At 53.1% G+C, this 18,034-nt stretch carries 16 protein-coding genes and 1 pseudogene; 9 read left to right on the forward strand and 8 right to left on the reverse strand.

What is annotated here, in order from left to right:
• Positions 1–41: 41 nt before the first annotated feature.
• Positions 42–1,493: a PLP-dependent aminotransferase family protein gene (locus NSQ46_RS06235; RefSeq protein WP_342576486.1), complete on the reverse strand. Its 1,452-nt coding sequence runs from the start codon at positions 1,491–1,493 to the stop codon at positions 42–44.
• Positions 1,494–1,603: 110 nt separating this feature from the next.
• On the opposite strand from NSQ46_RS06235, the gene NSQ46_RS06240 reads away from it, so the two are divergent.
• The gene (locus NSQ46_RS06240) at positions 1,604–2,185 is read left to right on the forward strand and encodes a GNAT family protein (protein ID WP_144867448.1); all 582 of its coding nucleotides are present in this window, start codon (positions 1,604–1,606) and stop codon (positions 2,183–2,185) included.
• A gap of 170 nt (positions 2,186–2,355) precedes the next feature.
• Positions 2,356–2,844: a GNAT family N-acetyltransferase gene (locus NSQ46_RS06245; RefSeq protein WP_251535521.1), complete on the forward strand. Its 489-nt coding sequence runs from the start codon at positions 2,356–2,358 to the stop codon at positions 2,842–2,844.
• A 70-nt stretch (positions 2,845–2,914) separates the two neighbouring features.
• Here the strand turns inward: NSQ46_RS06245 and NSQ46_RS06250 are convergent, their stop codons facing one another.
• Entirely contained in the window at positions 2,915–3,256 is a 342-nt protein-coding gene (locus NSQ46_RS06250; RefSeq protein WP_144867444.1) for a hypothetical protein, read from the reverse strand.
• 205 nt (positions 3,257–3,461) lie between these two features.
• On the opposite strand from NSQ46_RS06250, the gene NSQ46_RS06255 reads away from it, so the two are divergent.
• Positions 3,462–4,385 (forward strand): AEC family transporter, encoded by a 924-nt coding sequence (locus NSQ46_RS06255; protein WP_144867442.1) that lies wholly within the window; start codon positions 3,462–3,464, stop codon positions 4,383–4,385.
• A gap of 702 nt (positions 4,386–5,087) precedes the next feature.
• On the forward strand, positions 5,088–5,942 hold the full coding sequence (locus tag NSQ46_RS06260; protein ID WP_144867439.1) for a VOC family protein: 855 nt from the start codon (positions 5,088–5,090) through the stop codon (positions 5,940–5,942).
• Positions 5,943–6,030: 88 nt separating this feature from the next.
• Here the strand turns inward: NSQ46_RS06260 and NSQ46_RS06265 are convergent, their stop codons facing one another.
• Entirely contained in the window at positions 6,031–6,546 is a 516-nt protein-coding gene (locus tag NSQ46_RS06265) for a hypothetical protein (protein ID WP_251535519.1), read from the reverse strand.
• Positions 6,547–6,880: 334 nt separating this feature from the next.
• Here NSQ46_RS06265 and NSQ46_RS06270 point away from each other — a divergent pair, with 334 nt between their 5' ends.
• Both NSQ46_RS06270 and NSQ46_RS06275 read left to right on the forward strand, forming a co-directional pair.
• Positions 6,881–7,492: a winged helix-turn-helix domain-containing protein gene (locus NSQ46_RS06270; protein ID WP_251535517.1), complete on the forward strand. Its 612-nt coding sequence runs from the start codon at positions 6,881–6,883 to the stop codon at positions 7,490–7,492.
• Positions 7,493–7,520: 28 nt separating this feature from the next.
• Positions 7,521–8,327 (forward strand): MBL fold metallo-hydrolase, encoded by an 807-nt coding sequence (locus tag NSQ46_RS06275; protein ID WP_251535515.1) that lies wholly within the window; start codon positions 7,521–7,523, stop codon positions 8,325–8,327.
• 125 nt (positions 8,328–8,452) lie between these two features.
• Here the strand turns inward: NSQ46_RS06275 and speD are convergent, their stop codons facing one another.
• The 3 genes from speD to NSQ46_RS06290 all read right to left on the reverse strand — a co-directional run bounded on the left by speD (position 8,453) and on the right by NSQ46_RS06290 (position 10,944).
• Positions 8,453–9,259, reverse strand: a complete 807-nt coding sequence (gene speD, locus NSQ46_RS06280) for an adenosylmethionine decarboxylase (protein WP_028403751.1) — start codon at positions 9,257–9,259, stop codon at positions 8,453–8,455.
• A 336-nt stretch (positions 9,260–9,595) separates the two neighbouring features.
• The gene (locus tag NSQ46_RS06285) at positions 9,596–10,057 is read right to left on the reverse strand and encodes an SRPBCC domain-containing protein (protein WP_251535513.1); all 462 of its coding nucleotides are present in this window, start codon (positions 10,055–10,057) and stop codon (positions 9,596–9,598) included.
• A gap of 101 nt (positions 10,058–10,158) precedes the next feature.
• On the reverse strand, positions 10,159–10,944 hold the full coding sequence (locus NSQ46_RS06290; RefSeq protein WP_251535511.1) for an AraC family transcriptional regulator: 786 nt from the start codon (positions 10,942–10,944) through the stop codon (positions 10,159–10,161).
• Positions 10,945–11,311: 367 nt separating this feature from the next.
• On the opposite strand from NSQ46_RS06290, the gene recQ reads away from it, so the two are divergent.
• From recQ to NSQ46_RS06305, 3 genes are all read left to right on the forward strand, one after another.
• The gene (gene recQ / locus NSQ46_RS06295; protein ID WP_251535509.1) at positions 11,312–13,192 is read left to right on the forward strand and encodes a DNA helicase RecQ; all 1,881 of its coding nucleotides are present in this window, start codon (positions 11,312–11,314) and stop codon (positions 13,190–13,192) included.
• A gap of 89 nt (positions 13,193–13,281) precedes the next feature.
• The gene (locus NSQ46_RS06300; RefSeq protein ID WP_251535507.1) at positions 13,282–15,081 is read left to right on the forward strand and encodes a B12-binding domain-containing radical SAM protein; all 1,800 of its coding nucleotides are present in this window, start codon (positions 13,282–13,284) and stop codon (positions 15,079–15,081) included.
• Positions 15,082–15,479: 398 nt separating this feature from the next.
• On the forward strand, positions 15,480–15,656 hold the full coding sequence (locus tag NSQ46_RS06305) for a hypothetical protein (RefSeq protein ID WP_210094435.1): 177 nt from the start codon (positions 15,480–15,482) through the stop codon (positions 15,654–15,656).
• A gap of 381 nt (positions 15,657–16,037) precedes the next feature.
• On the opposite strand, the pseudogene NSQ46_RS06310 reads toward NSQ46_RS06305, so the two are convergent.
• A pseudogene (locus tag NSQ46_RS06310) lies at positions 16,038–16,958 on the reverse strand (lysophospholipase); the annotation flags it as partial.
• 83 nt (positions 16,959–17,041) lie between these two features.
• A complete protein-coding gene (locus tag NSQ46_RS06315; RefSeq protein WP_007127231.1) occupies positions 17,042–18,010 on the reverse strand; it encodes a type I phosphomannose isomerase catalytic subunit in 969 nt (322 codons plus the stop codon).
• Between the last annotated feature and the right edge of the window lie 24 nt (positions 18,011–18,034).

An 18,034-nucleotide genomic window follows, 5' to 3' on the forward strand; every position in this document is an offset into this window, starting at 1 on the left:
GGGCAGTCCTTTTTGTTGTTTTTTTATGTAGATGAAATTCGTCACGTTGACAGCCAGCAGGATGCAAGCCGCTTCATTCCTTCGTCGATCTCTTCCTCCAGAAGACCGCCGAACCCGACGATGAATGATCTGCGATCCGCTGCCGTGCAGCTACGGGTGTCAGGGAGCCACGTATAATCCGCAGCGCTTACGCGGATTCCCGCGTGTTCGGCCAGGGTCTCGAGCTCATGGGCGGACAGCGGATGCGTGATGGACAGCATGAGATGAAATCCCGCTCCATTCCCGCTAATGACGGCCCGTTCTCCGAAGTATCGCTGGATCGAAGCAATCAGGCGATCATGCTTCTTTCTGAGCAGCATCCTCATTTTGCGGAGATGCCGGTCTACATAGCCTTCTTTCATAAAGCGTTCGAGGGCCAGCTGCTGCAGTCTGGAGGCGGTGCATTCCAGGAACAAGTGGAATTTCAAATGATGGTACGCCGGCAGCAGGACTGCGGGCAGTATCATATAATGGACCCCGATCGCGGGGGACAGAACCTGCGAGAACCCGCTCATATAGATGACCCGGCCGTCGGACCGGAGGCCCTGCAGGCAAGGAATGGGCCTGCCGTAATACCGGAATTCTCCGTCGTAGTCATCCTCGATAATAAACCCTTCGGTCTCGTGAGCCCATTGAAGCAGAGCCAGCCGCCGCGAGATCGGCATGGTGACGCCGGTCGGGAACTGATGCGATGGCGACACCGTTACTAGCTTGACCCCGCTCCCTTGAAGGTCTTCATGGCGGATGCCGTCCTCGTGCACGGCCAGCGGCATGACCTGAAAGCCGTTTTGCCTGAACGCTTCGGGATACTGGGGATAGCCCGGATTTTCAACGCCGACCCGGTCCCCGTATGGGCGTAGCAGGCGGCAGATGATATCCAGCAGAGGATAGGGATCCGAACCGATAATGACCTGCTCGGGCGTGCATTGAACCCCGCGCACGCTTTTTGCGTAGGCTGCAATTTCACGGCGAAGGCCCTCTTCTCCCTGTGGATCGCCGTAAAACAGCATCTCCGCTGCGCACTCCTCCTGCAGGCATCGGCTGTATGCTTTCCTCCAGGCTGCGACGGGAAAATGACGATACTCATTTTTGGACATATGAAAATCAAACGGAAAATGATGATGTCGCTTGAGCTTCGGGCCGTTCGTCGGGGGCGGTGCTGCCGGGAGCGGAAAGATATCGTCCGGCGTCTGCACAAAATACCCGCTTCGCGGTCTGCTGACGATAAACCCTTCGGCGAGCAGCTGCTGGTAAGCCATTTCGACGGGCGTCGTGCTGATTCCAAGAAGCTCAGCCAGCTTGCGAACGGAGGGCAGACGGGCTTGATTGAGCCATCGGCTGGCGATAATCTCCCGCTTCATGTACTGATACGCCTGGACGTACAGTGGCGCGGAGGAGCCCGCGAGAGCGGACATCATCTCTGTTTGGTGGATCGGAACCTGAATCTGTTTCATGCAAAATCTGTCCCTTTTATAGATTCAAAACTGTATATTCAGCTATGGTCAATTCATTGATATAGTATAAGGGATTTAAGCTGGAAACAAAACAGGAGGGCACATTTAATATGAGCATACCATCCACGTTATGGAACCCTCGGCCGGTACGTTTGCTGGAGGGAGAACGGGTGTATCTAAGACCCGTATCGGCTGAGGATGCCGAAGGATATTTTCAAATGCTGTTCAACCCGGAGATCAGGCGGCTGACAGGGACCCGGCGGGCATTCACGCTTGAGGAGGTCCGCCGGTATATCGAGGCCAAATCAGGGGACAATGCAGCCGTGCTGCTTCTGATTGCGCTTCGGGATGACGATGCGGTAATCGGCGATATTGCGCTGCAGGACATCGATCAAGTTAACCGGAATGCCAACTTGCGGATTGCGATTGATTCGGAGCAGCATCTCGGTAAGGGATACGGACCGGAATCGATCAAGCTGCTGCTGGAATATGGCTTCGGCATTCTGAATCTTCACCGGATTGAGCTCCAGGTGTTCGATTACAACGGGCGGGCGATCAAAGCCTATGAGAAGGTGGGCTTTAAGAGAGAAGGCGTGCAGCGGGATGCGCTGTATTTCAATCACCGCTACCATGATTCAATCTGGATGAGCATGCTGGAGGATGAATATCGAGAGCGTTACTGCTCGCAATGACCAGCGTGGGAGAGAACGTTAGGGAACAGCAAAAGGAGGCAGGAGATGCGCAGAGGGCAAGGATTGTTCCGAAATGCAAATCTTCGCCGGATCTCTCCATACCCATAAGACTGAAGCTTTCGCTAAACTAGGGATTATCACGTCATGCGAAAGAAAGGAATGAAAGTTTCATGGGATCGAAGCTTCGGATCCATCAGGCTGACGGCTGTGATTTGAACGCTGTCGCAGCTTTGTTTAATCAATATCGCATGTTTTACGGTAAGCCGGATGATGCGGCCGGAGCGGCCCGGTTTATCGGGGAGCGGCTAGAGCTGCGGGACTCCGTCATCTTCGTTGCGGCTGCATTTCAGGAGCCCGCAGACGCCGCGTGGGAAGCTGCAGGCTTTGTGCAGCTGTATCCGTCCTTCTCTTCCCTTTCGATGTCCCGGTTATGGATCTTGAACGATCTTTATGTCGCGAAGGAATTCCGGGGGCATGGGATCGGACGGATGCTGCTTAATCAAGCCAAGGAGCACGCTGTGCGGTCAGGGGCCGCCGGGCTTACATTGTCAACCCATCCCGGGAACCTCGCTGCGCGACGGCTCTATGAATCGGCCGGATACGTGGAGGACAGCGAGTTCGTATGCTACAACCTCTCGCTGCAGAATACAGCCAGATAATGCATTCCTCTCGAGCAAACGACGGCGGCGTCCTGAATTAGGACACCGCCGTTTTTAGGTAACGTTACAGTTATTGATAAATCGATTTTAGTTTCCGAAATACCTCGATTCGCGCGATTTTCAGCTCCCACATCTGGTCGAGCAATTTACGCTGCATGCTCTCATCTTGGGTTGCCTTCAATTCGGCGTACAGCTGGTGCATCCGGTTGTTGATTTGATCGATGCATTGCCACAGCTCTTGCTCGGAATATTCCTCTTTGTCTGAGCACATCTCCGGCGGTTCCTGCATCTGCTTCAGCGTACTGATAATTTCGGCTTGCCAATGCTCATCACCCAAACGAATTGCCAGATTCAGAAGATCGAGATAGTCATCGAGGGATAATGAGGTGTGCTGCATATTATGATAATGCATGTGAACGTCCCCCTTAATGTACGCTTTGCGTTTTACCAAGTATTATACTAGGAATTGTAGTAATTTCAAGCGGCAATTGGGATGCCCCCGGGTAAAATGTATAACGCTCGCCTATTAGAGCTATAGTCATTGCGTCTTGGACGTGAGCTTCAGGATGGAGTAGGATGGAGGGAACAGCGACAGTTTTTGGATAAGGGTGAGCTTTGTGATTTCTTCTTTCTTAACTACGATGGTCGGCGTGTTCCTGCCAATCTCTTTGCCCGTGATCGGCGGTGCGCTGCTGAAACGGTTCAAGGGACTTGAGACGAAGGCGCTCTCGGCCCTGTCTCTCTATGTCATGAGTCCGGCACTCATCTTCGAAACCTTGGCGAATGCTTCCATAACCTCTGGCGAAGTGAACGTCACGATCATTTTCTGTCTTTTGAATGTTGTTGTGCTGTGGCTTCTCAGTTCGTTAGCCGGAAAAATGCTCGGTCTGTCCCAGACGGAACGGTCCGGTCTTGCACTGACCACGATCTTTACCAACAGCGTGAATTACGGTCTGCCGCTCGTTCTACTCGCTTTCGGACAGGCAGGTCTTGATAAAGCCTCCGTCTATGTGATCGTACAGATTATCATTATGAATACGCTAGGCGTTTATTTGGCGGCGAGATCCCATTTCTCGGCAGCCAAAGCCGTAAAATCCGTCTTTACGCTTCCTTCGGTATATGCCGCTATGCTGGCTGTGCTCATTCGCGTGACCGGATTCGAGCCTCCTCAAGGACTGGATACGGGAATATCGATGCTGTCAGCCGCTTATGCCCCGCTGGCGCTGGTGATCCTGGGGGCACAGATGGTTGGCGTTCGTGACAGCGATGCAGCCCGTTCGGTATCGAAGATCGGATTCTGGTCCGGCATGAGCATGCGGATGCTCGTCGCCCCGCTTGTGGCGTGGGGACTGCTGGCCGCATTGTCGATCAAGGGAACGCTGTTCGCCGTCATCCTCATCCTGTCGGCCATGCCGGCAGCGGTTAATGCCGTCATTCTGGCGGAGGAATATGATGCTGCGCCAAAGCTCGTATCGCGCTGCATCCTATGGACAACTCTGGCGTCCTTCATCTTGCTGCCTCTTTTGATCGGTATTCTATAGACGCATAAGGGTGGCCTTGCCGCCTGGTTCAAGCCGTGCACGCGCGTGTAATGAGTAGTAAGCTTCGAGAGCATTCCAGCATCTTACGCATGCGTAGAACGGATGGAGGTGGAGATGATGAGCAGGCGCGTTGATCGCGATGTAGAAATCGAAACCCGTAACGTGGAGGAGAGGAATGACTCCAGCAGGGTGGCATCTACGTTAATCAAGTATGTGGCATATCTGATTATCTTTTTCGGATTTTTGTATTTCCTGATTAAATATGTTTTCCCGATGTTCTAAGCGCCCGGATTCCCGAAAAGGAGCCTTCTCTTAGCGTTGTTGCCAAGGAGGCTCCTTTTTGTCATGGAGAGAGTTTTATAAATGCGTTCATTTTGGGTGAATCATGCTCTTTCATGCACAGGGAGCATACATACGGTATCATCGAAATCCGAAGCTTGATTGCAAGCTGTGGCAATAAGGGGTAGGCGTTCGGGGTAAACGGATATTTGACTTTATAAAATTTAGTAACTATAATAATTATATAAACATCGTTTTTCATAAACATCGATCTTCGTTATTATTTCGCAAAAAGGGCACGCTGTAACCGATGAGGTTCCATTCTGCCCGCAGCTTTCGTTTGAAAGTTTTGGTAAGAGCTTGTTTTAACACGGAGCACGTTTTCGTTTCTAATAAAATAAAGGAAGAGTCAGGAGTGAGGTAATGTCGGCTGTTTTGCATCCAGCGACGAAGCTGGGCGCCGTCTCGCTGCGCATTAGCGATTTGGCGCAATCGGTTCGTTTTTATACGGAAGTGGTAGGTTTAAGAATGCTGCGACAGCACGGCAGAGTTGCCGAGCTTACGGCAGACGGCAGAGAAACCCTGTTAACGCTTGAGGAGATTGAGGGGTTCGAGGAGTCCAAGACACGTACAGCCGGGTTGTACCATTTCGCCATTCTGGTACCGGACCGGGTTAGTCTGGGGCTTGCGCTGCGGAATTTGCTCGCCCATCATATTTCAGTCGGTCAAGGGGACCATCTGGTCAGCGAAGCGCTCTACATTAATGATCCGGATGGCAACGGCATCGAGATCTACGCCGACCGGCCTCGCGAAACCTGGAAGCGGGATGCTCAAGGGGAATACATCATGACAACCGATCCGGTTGATATCGATGGATTGCTTGCTCTGTCCGCGGATAAGGAATGGAACGGACTTCCCGAAAATACCGTCATCGGACATGTGCATTTCCATGTATCGGATCTTCACCAGGCCCGTGCGTTCTACTGCGATACGCTTGGGTTTGAGCTGACCGCCCATTACGGCGGAGCCGCCCTGTTTATCTCCGCAGGCGGATATCATCATCATATCGGGTTAAACACATGGGCCGGTATCGGCATTCCGAATACGCCGCGCCGTGCAGCCGGTATCGAAAGCTTCACCATCTTGCTTCCAAGCGACGAGGAGCTTCAAGCAGTAACCGGGAGAATCCGCGAGGCAGGCTTTACTCCTGTACAACGGGAGGGCGCTTGGTTCGTTCAGGATCCGTCGGAGATTTGGATCCGGCTGCTGGTCGCATAAAGATAAATCCTGGCGGATACCATCCGTCAGGATTTTTTTGCTTGGGAGACAAGGAAGAACCCTCGCCCCCATCTCAATCTAACAGCACTTAGATCCGATTCAACTGTTCCAGCGTCTGGAGCATATGATCCGCCAAATTCGGGATGTCCTCCATCTGCTCCTCGTTAATGGTGCGCGGGAACCGTACCTCGGTCATGCTGCGATATCCATTTGCTTCTTCTCCAACGATGTAGGTTACGGTCTGCACCGGGGGAATCTCGGGTTCCCATATGGCGGCAACGATCCGGGAAATTGCCGCGCATTCATCTTCAATCCTCTTCACATTTTTATAAAAGCGGACTTTCAGCTCGCAGCCCGGCTGCTTCCCCGGTGTTTCCAATATCTCGGCCGCAAGCTCCTGAAGTCCGGCATCAAGCCGAATTTCCGCAGCTGCCTCCTTCAGACCCCTCAATTCAAACGTCAGGCTGAAGCTTCTCGACATGACGGCCATGTCCAGCAGATCCTCCCGACCGGTAATGAGGACGAGCTCATCCAGATTGTCCAAGTCGTATATTACGTTTTCAATGCCTACTTTTAAATTTTCAAATACCGTCGGGTCAAACATCGTGCACATCCTTTTTACGATTCATTGAACATCCTTCCATTCGTGGTTAATATACCATACTTCATTCTGTAATCGAAAATTTGCGAGCGATAGATCAAGGCGGACGACAGCGGTTTTGAAGAACGTCCCGTTCGGCCGGCAGCCCCATCTAAAGGTTCCCGTTCGGCGGCAATTCCAGGAGATTGGAGGGTTCGAGAGGATGAACATGACTTGTAAGAGTGAAGATAACCCAAAATGAAAGAGACTGGAAGTATTGACCAATGGGAGGAAACCGGATATGATCATCCATAACAGTAAAATTAATTTTACCGGTAAAAAATACGGAGGTGGATAAATGGATTTTACTGCAGTCTACAAAATTTCAACGCATGAGCAGCTTAAAGCGATTGCCGATCCCTTGCGGACGAAAATGCTGATGAATCTTGTGAGAAATGAATATACCGGCCAGCAGCTGGCAGAAATGCTTGGGATTACCCGCAATAATATCTATTTTCATCTCAGGGAGCTGGAGAAGCACGGCGTTATCCGGGTTGTCCGGAAAGAGGAGAAGAACGGCATCGTTCAGAAATATTACCGGGCTGCTGCAAGCCGGTTTATTCCCGAGGAGCATCTGCTGCCCAGCATGGATTTGGTCGAAACCTCAAGGCAGGTATTTCTTGAGACGCTCGATACTACGCGATCCCAAGTCGAGCATGCGCCAGCAGCATCCTTTGCCTTGGATCCCACCCATGAGAGCAAGCGAAAGAACATTGCCTCCACTTACAGCTTCTATGCAACGGAGGAGAGCTTCCACGCGTTTATTGAAGAATTCAAGCAACTGATGGACAAGCATTTCACCATGCGGAATACGGAAGCAAGCGAGGCTTCGCGATCCGAAGATGAGAAAAGCTACCGGATGTCCTTGATCGCGTTTCCCGATGGAGACGAAGGGACGGACAGTCAATAACGGCAGCAGGATGGAGGATAGAATACATATGGAAAACAAGCGGCATAACATTGTCATCGATGATGCCTGGTTTACGGTATCCGAGCTGGACGAGGCGACCTATGCAATCAGTGAATTCGGCCATTGGGAAAAGGTCCACTCCTATTTGCTGCTCGGCAGTGAACGGGCAGCGCTTATCGATACGGGGCTCGGCATCGATAATATCAGACGGATGACCGATCAGCTAACCGACCTTCCCATTATGGTGCTGACGACTCACGTTCACGCCGACCACATCGGAAGCCACGGCCAGTACGATGAAATCTACGTGCATGAGGCCGAGGAGGACTGGCTTGTCAGCGGAATCAAGAAGCTGTCGATCGAACAGATCCGGAAGGATATTTCGCGTGACATTACGAGACCGGTGTCGGCTTCATTCAATCCCGCTACGTATACACCGTACCAAGGACGCCCTACAGGCCTGCTGCGGGACGGGGACGAGATTGAATTGGGGAATCGAAGGCTGGTGATCTATCATACCCCGGGCCATTCTCCCGGACATATCGCTGTTCTCGATACGAGCAGAGGCTATCTGTTCACCGGGGATTTGCTGTATGACGAAACTCCCGTATACGCGTTCTATCCGACGACGAGCCCGGAGGATCTCGTCCGCTCATTGGAACGGATTGCGGCTATCGAAGGCGTAACGCAAATTTACGGGGGGCATAACCGGCTCGGGCTTCCTCCGGAGCTGCTGGAGGTTGTGCGGGAGGCCGCCAGGGAGCTTAAAGAGAAGGATCTGGTCCGTTTCGGGACAGGCATCCACCGCTTTGATGGATTTTCAGTACAATTCTAACGGACAAGGTTGGCGCCCAAATCAGCATGTCTCGCCGGGGCAATTGCCTTGGCAATGCAGCACAAATAGCCTCCGGCAGATATGCTGTTCATCTGCCGGAGGCTTTTTTAGGTGAAGAGAAGGGCTCAATCCATATTTTTGCCGTAGTAAATTTCGTTCATTTCGAGCGTCAATCGCTCGGTAATTTCCTTCTGCTCTTGTGGGGACAGCTTGTCTTTCGTGTATCCGAACAAGTAGTTATCCAGGTCGAATTGCTTCAGCTTGCATTTGGTGTGGAACAGATTCTCCTGGTACACGTTGACGTCGATCATATCGAACATCTCTTTGACCTCGTCCGGGATATAGTTCTGGATCGAGCTGATCTCATGGTCGATAAACAGCTTATGGCCGTGAATATCGCGAGTGAAGCCGCGGATTTTGTAGTCGATGGTCATGATATCCGTATCGAAGGAGTGGATCAAATAATTCAGCGCTTTCAGCGGCGATATTTCGCCGCAGGTGGACACGTCGATATCGGCGCGGAAGGTGCTGATGCCTTCATCCGGATGGAATTCGGGGTACGTATGCACGGTAATATGGCTCTTGTCGAGCTGAAGCATTACGTTGTCCGGCAGCGGACCCGGTGATTCATCATATGATTCCTCGGGGACCTCGACGACCGGGCCTTCGGATACCAGGACCGTTACGCTGGCCCCCTGCGGAACGTAATCCTGCTTGGCGATGTTCAGCACATGCGCGCCGATGATATCGGCGACATGGCTTAGAATTTTCGTCAGCCGGTCGGCATTATACTGCTCGTCAATGTATTCGAGATAAGCCTCCCGCTCCTCCCTCGTTTTCGTATAGCATACATCGTACATATTGAAGCTGAGAGATTTGGTCAGGTTGTTAAAGCCATGTAAGGTGACACGCTGTTCCGGTGTAATATCCATATGAATTTCCCCTTGTGATTGATATATCAGGTTCGTGTTATTCTTTCCCATCATGACGATTCCTAGTCGATGCTTCGGGATGTCGCTAGATATCATGATGTTCTTACCCGAAATAAGGCGGGGAGTAACAAAAGGATTGGATGAGTGGATTAAATTTGGGCCCCTTGTGGAGCGGAATTTCCATAACACGAAAAGAAGGATACCTTGCGGTCGCAAAGTATCCTTCTATGGTAGGGGATGTTTTGAAGATACGCTTAGATGCAAGATGAACCTTTGGTTTACTGCCAAGGCTATCTTGATTTCCAAAAATTATCCCCCAATTATTCGCCCCTGAAGCTATTGGCAGCAGAGAACGCCCTGTCCCGATTCCATGCGGGATTTCAGGCTTGCGAGCATATCCTCCCACGCTTTAACATGCCACGCCCTCGCTGCTTGCCAGTCGGCAGAGTCCTTCCAGCCATGATGCTTAAGCGTTACCCGGGTCCCTTCCGTCTCTGGGGCGAGAATGACTTCAACCCAAGTAAGCTCATCGCTGCGGTTCATGGTGTCCGCAAACGGATCGGGCCCTTTCCATTCAAAAGCTAATGTGTGCGGCTCCTGATACTTCAAGATGGTGCATCCGGTTGTACTCATGCTGCTTTTATCCCCGGGGTTGAAGTACAGCTCGAATTTTCCTCCCTCCCGGGCTTCAATATCGGCTGCCGGCGCAAACCATTCCGTAATGCGTGCAGATTCCGTCCACGCGCGCCATACGAGCGTTATGTCAGCCTGGATCTGTGCTTCCTGCGTGATGATCATATCCATTTCTCCTCCATTCAACCGGTAACCCTGACAACGGATTTAGTCTAATACATTCCTCTTCGCCCCATTATAACGGGGAAAATCGGACGTAAATTCTTCTACTTTGCTGAGTTGCTCCGGTCCTTTTCGAACAGCAGCAGCGGCAAATTCACGACGATGGGCGGATCATACGGCTGCGGCTCCCTTAGCGTGACGGCAACGCTAATATCCGTCGCTTCATTGATGTTAACAGGCGTGTCCAGCTTGCCTCGCAGCGAATGGTTCAGCAAATAATAGTCCTTCGGATTCAGGCTCCACGGAATGCCGGCTGCCAGCACGTAATATGTGCCTGGAGGAATCCCGGTGATGACGCAGGTTCTCCGCCTCAGGTTAACGGCGGTGCCGGCGGCGGGTTTCTGATCGGGTACAGGTCTTGGGAAGAGCCCCACGTAGATGATGCCGTGAAAAGCAGAAGGGGCCTCGATCCGGCAATGAACCCGCGGCAGTCTCCCCGGTTTCTCGTCTTTGAAGCTGAGCGGCTTATGTCTATATTGGTTGACATATTGATGAAGGGACTCGGAGACGGAACGGAATTTGCTCGGAGAGAGACCGACAAATTGCTTGAAACGCGAATTGAAGGTGCCCGGGCTTGTAAGTCCGACATGCATCCCGATCTTGACCAGCAGGGAGGGGGCTTTCAGCAGCTCCGATTTGCCGGATTCAACCCGGAGGGCGGATAGATAGTGCCTTACCGATATGCCCGTGGCTTTTTTGAATATTCTTGAAAAATGAAACGGACTGTACCCCGCCTGATCCGCCAGCTGCCGGGTAGTTAAAGGCTCGTCCAGATGCTCCTTCATATATTGGATGGCTTGGGCAATGATTTCGCCATGCTCTTCGTTCATTTTGTAGAATCACCAACTTTTGATGATAAGATTTGCGAGACCCGTCATGACAGACCGATGCCTAGTTTTCTGATGATCTACTATCTTCTATAACCCCCATGCTTTTTCCTGCCTGATCCGGTTGCCCATTCATTGAAACACCGTTAAACTTAAAGGATGGTATGTTTGTTAACGGTCGGCAGTCGCTCGAACCCCTGCCCGGTAAGAAGGACGCGATCATGCTTGCTTCAGCTGACACGGTGCGCACTTTTCCCTGCGGGAACGGTTCGTGGTCCAGGGTCTGCCTAAGATGGCAATCGATCCAGCTCGATCGGGCGACAGGACGAATAAATTAGTTGCAAAGTAGTGATATAAGGAGTTTTTATCCATGAATGTGGAAACGAATGATAGAGAATCCATGAATATGGACGCCGCGCGGGAATACCTGCAGCGGTATTATGGTTATCCGGATTTTCGGGAAGGGCAGAAGAAGATCGTGGACAGCCTGCTGCACGGAAGGGATACGCTCGGCATTATGCCGACCGGCGGCGGGAAATCCATCTGCTACCAAATTCCTGCCCTGATGCATCCGGGGCTGACGCTTGTCATCTCGCCTCTGATATCCTTGATGAAGGACCAGGTGGATGCATTGACGACGGCGGGCATCAACGCCGCTTACATCAACAGTACGCTGAGCGGCAAAGAAGTGAACGAGCGCATTCGCGCGGCCAAGCGGGGGGATTTGAAGCTGCTGTACGTCGCGCCGGAACGGCTTGAGCTGGACTGGTTCCGGGAAGAAATGGCCGGCCTTGATATCTCCATCGTCGCCGTAGACGAGGCGCACTGTGTGTCTCAGTGGGGGCATGACTTCCGGACAAGCTATCTTTCGGTTGCGCCATTTGTGGCGGAGCTGCCCGGAAGGCCGATTGTTGCGGCATTCACGGCAACGGCCACACCCGAGGTCATGGAGGATATGCAGCGTCTTCTCCGCCTTGATGACCCGCAGGTATTCGTTACAGGGCTAGGCCGCGACAATCTGGAAATGTCGGTGCTGCGCGGGGAGAATAAGCGGGAGTTCGTATTGAATTACGCGGCTTCGCACACCCACCAGCCGGGCATCATCTACGCTGCCACCCGCAAAGAGGTCGATGATCTGTGTCAGCGGCTGCAGGCCCAGGGATTGCTCGCAGGCCGGTATCACGCCGGGATGAGCGATGCCGAGCGGGCCGAGAGCCAGGAAGCGTTCCTGTATGACGATATTCGGGTGATCGTCGCCACGAATGCGTTCGGCATGGGGATCGACAAATCGAATGTGCGTTACGTTATCCATTACAATATGCCGAAAAATATGGAGTCCTACGTGCAGGAGGCGGGCCGTGCGGGAAGGGACGGCGAGCCGAGCCAGTGCATCCTGCTGTTCAGCGCGCAGGACATCATGACCCAGAAGTTTCTGATCGAACAGAACCCGCAGGATTCGGAGCGCAAGCATAATGAATACCGCAAGTTACAGCAAATGATCGATTACTGCTATACAACGCGCTGCCTGCGCAGTGCCATGCTGGATTACTTTGGGGAGGAGCACGACGATAAGCCCTGCGGCACATGCAGCTCCTGCACGGACGATCGGGAGCTGATCGATATTACCGTGGATGCGCAGAAGATCTTCTCCTGCATTCATCGGATGCGCGAGCGGTTTGGCGTGTCTATGGTGGCAGCGGTTTTAAAGGGCTCACGTGCCAAAAAGGTTCTGGAATACGGCTTTGACCGCCTGCCCACCTATGGCGTCATGTCGAACCGAACCGAGAAGGAAATATCCGAGACGATCAATGTGCTCATCTCGGAGGGCTATTTGGCGCTGACAGAGGGACAATATCCGGTCGTGAAGCTGCAGAGCGGGGCTGCTGAAGTGCTTAAGGGCCAGCGCGAGGTCATGCAGCGCGTGCCGAGACCTGCACGCACCGCCGGCAGCACGCGCAGCGGCAGCCGCCGCGATACATCGCCATCGGCGGTCAACGAGACGGTATTCGAGCAGCTTCGTCTCATCCGGCGCGAGCTGGCGAGCAAGGAGCACGTGCCTTCCTACATCATTTTCAATGATGCAACGCTGCGCGAAATGAGCGTGGTCTGCCCGCAGACCGAGGACGAAATGCTGCAGGTCAAAGGTGTAGGGGAAGTGAAGTTCCGCAAGTATGGGCGGCCGTTTCTGGAGTTTTTCCAAAATGGTCCGGGGGTTACGGCGGAAAGTGATGACTTGTATGATTATGAGTGAGAGGCGATCGCAATCCCAGCGATGAAGAGGCGTTAGATCTGCGGATCGCTCGCTGCCTGTACGGAATTTGAAGAGAAGGATCGTGAATCATGAAAGTCATTTTATCTACCTTGAACGCAAAATATATACACACCTCTCTTGCCATACGCTGCTTGAAGGCTTACAGCGAGAAGGATTTTGATATCGAACTGGCGGAATACACCATTAAGGACCCGGTCATGAACATCGTCTCCGACCTGTTTCAGCGCAAACCGGATGTGATCGGATTTTCCTGCTATATCTGGAACATCGAAGAGACCATCAAAGTGATTGATATCGTCAAGAAGATTATGCCCGAGGTTACGATCGTTCTCGGCGGTCCGGAGGTTTCCTACGATACGGATTATTGGATGAAGCGGCTAGTTAACGTCGATTTTATCGTCATGGGCGAAGGGGAGGAGACGTTTCACCATTTGCTTCAGACGATCGAAGGGGACCGCAAATTCCATTTTGTGTACGGCATCGCTTATCGCAAGCAGGATGAGGTCGTCATCAATCCCGGCAGGCCAAAAAGCATACTGGCCGAGCTGCCCTCGCCGCACCGCTTTCCGGAGGACATTCCGCATCTCGGCAAACGGGTGGTGTATTTTGAGACGAGCCGGGGTTGTCCTTTCAGCTGCCAGTTCTGTCTTTCGAGCATCGAGGTCGGCGTGCGTTATTATGATATTGAGCGGACGAAGGCCGACATTTTGTATCTGATCGAGAATGGCGCGAAGCTCATCAAGTTCGTGGACCGGACCTTTAACATTAAACGGGATTATGCGCTGGAAATGTTCGAGTTCCTCATCAAGAACCACGGCGGCTGCGTGTTCCAGTTCGAGATTACGGCCGATATTATGAGGCCGGAGGTGCTCGACTACTTGTCGAAGAATGCGCCGCCAGGCATATTCCGCTTCGAGATCGGCGTTCAATCCACGAACGATCCGACGAACGAGCTGGTGAAGCGGCGGCAGAACTTTGCGAAGCTGTCCCGGACGGTAACGATGATCAAGGAAAGCGGCAAGATCGACCAGCATCTGGATCTGATTGCAGGTCTGCCGCTGGAGGACTATGATACCTTCCGTAAAACCTTTAATGATGTGTTCGCCTTGGGGCCAGAGGAGCTGCAGCTGGGCTTTTTGAAGATGCTTCGAGGAACGGGGCTCCGCATTGATGCCGAGAAATATAACTATACGTACATGGATCATGCGCCATACGAAATTTTGAGCAGCGATGTGCTGCCCTTCTCGGATATCGTACGGTTAAAGCGGCTGGAGGATGTGCTGGAGAAGTATTGGAACGCACACCGGATGGACCACACGGTGAACTACTTAATCCGGAACGAATTTGCTTCCCCATTCGATTTCTTCCAGGAGTTCGGAGATTATTGGGAGGGCCAGGGCTGGCAAAAAATCGGCCATCAGCTCGAGGACCTGTTCACCCGCTTGACGGCTTTTTTGGAAGACCGCCAAACGCCAAATATGGATATCATTACCGGGCTGATGAAATTCGATTATTTCCTGGGCCATAAGTATAAGCCGCGTAAAATATGGTGGGAGCACACGCAAAATAAAGCGGAGTGGTCGGCCAACGTACGACGGATCCTGGAGCAGCCAACCGCGCTGTCGGACGGCTTCGCCGAGCTCGGCATTACGGAGAGAGAGCTGCAGAAGCATGCAATGATCGAGCTGCTGCCGTTCGACCTGCTGGATGTTATCCACGGCGGCAGTAACGGAATCCCGCTCGACCGGGAGCAAGGGCGTGCAGCCACGCTGCTGCTCGTGCTGTACCAGCAGGATGATCGCGGCCAGCCGCGGTATTTCACGATGCCGCTGGCGGGGGCGGCTGCAGGCGGGGAGCTCCTTGGATAAGGAGCTCCGGGAAAAGGGAAAGCAAGCGCCGGGAGCGTGAACAAGCCCCTATTTGGACTTGTGTGAGGGAAAGCTTTGCCTGGAGCGCGAACAAGTCCCTGTTCGGGACGTGTGTGGAGAAAAGCGGCGAACGAGTCCCCATTAGGGTCTTATATGAGCTCCAAGGTAACCTGCAGAAACCTCAAGTGGTTAAAATCAAATAGTTTTCAGGTAACTGTATCTCCTCATAGACTAGGTAACGATCAGTGACTGTAAATTCTCATTAATAGGTAACTGTCACTCCTCAAACAGGTTAACGGTGTGCCCCTTTCTAGAGAGTTGATGCTGCTACAGTATAATTCGATCCGATAATCGGTACGCTAGTGGCATAATACGATGAAAAAGGAGGGGGACTCGGGATGAACGAAAAGCAAGAGCGCCGTCCTGATCAAAGCACCCAAGAGGAGCCGACCATCGCCCCAGGCATGGAAACGAATGATGATTTGCGCGAGGAGGCCACCGACGAGGAGATCCAACGGGGCGATTATACGGAAGTCACCCAGTTCGTCATTGACCGAACTCCGGATGACGAGTAAATATAGTCTAAATTGCATTTGCGAGGTTACTGGATAGACGCTCAAGTTGCACTTCGCGTTATAGCAAAAGGGATGCCCCTGGTCCATGGACCAATAGGCATCCCTTTTTTACATTCGCTTTCAACTACCCATGACGACCATCGATTCCACTGCCGAGTTCAATCAAGCGTCTTTGGGGGGCGCGTCTGCTGAACTCTTGTCTTCGGCACTCGCGTCTTTCGCAAGCGCGTTTTCGCTGCGCGCGTCTTTGGGGCTCACGTTTTCGGTACGCGTGTCTTCAGCACTCGTGTCTGATGCATTCGCGTCTTCAGCACTCGCATCACTCGCGTCCCTCACATTGGCGTCTTCGATACTTGCAGCATCCCCAAGGGTGTCTGCAGGCGTATGCCGCTCCAACCAGTCCAGCAGATGCGCGGCGACTTCATCCCGGTTGATCTCATGCAGCATTTCATGTCGGCCGCCGGGATACAGCCGGTATTCCAGGTCCGCAATGCCGTATTCCCGATACAGTTCGATAAGCTGCCGGACGCCCTTGCCGCGCTGGCCGACCGGGTCCTCCTCGCCGGAGAAGATATAAACCGGCTTATCCTTGCGTAGCCCTTTCATCAGCTGTGGCTTGTGGAGCTGCAGCAGCAGCCGGAAGAAATCCCGGAAGAAACGGGCGCTGCATACTTGCCCGCAATAGGGGTCGTCAATGTATTTATCGACCTCGGCCTCGTCCCGGGACAGCCAGTCAAACGGGGTGCGGATAACGCCGAAGCCCTTGTTGTAGGGCCCGAACACGATGGCATTCAGCATCAGGCTGCGGTGTGTACTGCCCTGAAGGCGCATCTGCGCCGATGCAAGCTGAATCCCGAACGGGAGCATCTTCTGGGGCCCGTTCGTGCCGGAGAGGATGAAGCCGTCGAAACGATCGCCGTGAATGCACATGATTTTCTGGGTGAGGAAGGAGCCCATGCTGTGCCCCATTAAGAACAGAGGCAGGCCCGGGTATTCCTTCCGATGCTCGGAAGCGAGCAGCAGCTGATCCTCAATCATGCCTTCGAATCCATTCTCTCCGGCGTCGCCGAGACGCTCGAGGTTCCCGGCCGTCAGCCCATGCCCGCGATGGTCGTTCGCGTATACCGCATATCCGTGGTCAGTAAGCAAGGCAGCGAGCTCCTCGTAGCGTTTGCCGGTTTCGCACATGCCGTGGGCGATCTGGACGACTGCCCGAATCCGGGTCTCGCTGTCCGGAAGCCATTTATATACATGGATCGGCATGGCTTCAGCATTCAACATGGTAAACGTTTCGCTTTGCATCTAGGACTTGCACCTCCATACAGACAATATTTACCCTGCATTGCCTCGTATGTCTCTGATGAGTGGAGCCGTGCTGCTTAAGCTTAAGGAAGATAGGAACGAAGAACCGTGGATTCCCCGTCCAGGGTGTAAGTTCCCAGGTTAGCAGGGAGCAGGAAGCATTGGCCGGACGTATAGTCGATCGAGCCTCCGTCCCAACGCAGGGTTCCCTTTCCGTCACAGACGACGATAATGGTAAAGCTGTCCTCGGATGTCGAGAGCTCCCATGCTCCGTTAACGACGCCTTTCTCCACGATGAAGTATGGCGATTGCGCGAGCTGGAGCCATTCCCCCGGAACAGCGCCTTCCGTGCTCATCTTCGTGGCCCCTGAGCCTTCATAGGCTGTGACATTGAGGGAATCCTCAATGTGAAGCTCGCGCGGCTTGCCGTCGAGCCCTGGACGGTTGTAGTCGTAAATCCGATAGGTGGTATCCGAATTTTGTTGGATCTCCGCGACCACAACCCCTGCGCACAGGGCATGAACGGTGCCTGCCGGTATGTAGAACGTATCGCCGGCTTTCACGGGCACCTCTTGAAGCTGCTCCATGACGGTGCCGTTTTCCATCGCTTCCTTCAGAACGTCGCGGGTAACGCCTTCCTTCAGACCGTAAATGATCTTGGCGTCCGGCTTTGCATCAAGCACATACCACATTTCCGTCTTGCCGAGTTCTCCCTTCGGAAGACCTTCGTAATCATCGGTCGGATGTACCTGTACGGACAGATTGTCGTTGCAGTCAAGGAGCTTGATCAAGAGCGGGAAACGTCCGTTCACTTCGGAAAAGCCTTTCGCGCCGAACCATTCGCGTCCGAGCTGTTCGCGGATCTGGTCGAGGCCGCGGCCAGCCAGCTCACCGTTTACGATCGTAGTCGTGCCGTTCGGATGGTCCGCGATCATCCAGCCTTCGCCGATATGCCCTTCGGGAAGCTCCAGGCCGAACTGCTCCAGCGCGCGGCCGCCCCATACACGCTCTTTAAATTCGGGTTGAAACAATAGTGGATAAGGTTTCGTCATTGTTAATCAACTGCCTTTCATCAT

This window comes from Paenibacillus sp. FSL M8-0142, from assembly GCF_038597315.1.
GTDB lineage: Bacteria > Bacillota > Bacilli > Paenibacillales > Paenibacillaceae > Paenibacillus_AQ > Paenibacillus_AQ lactis.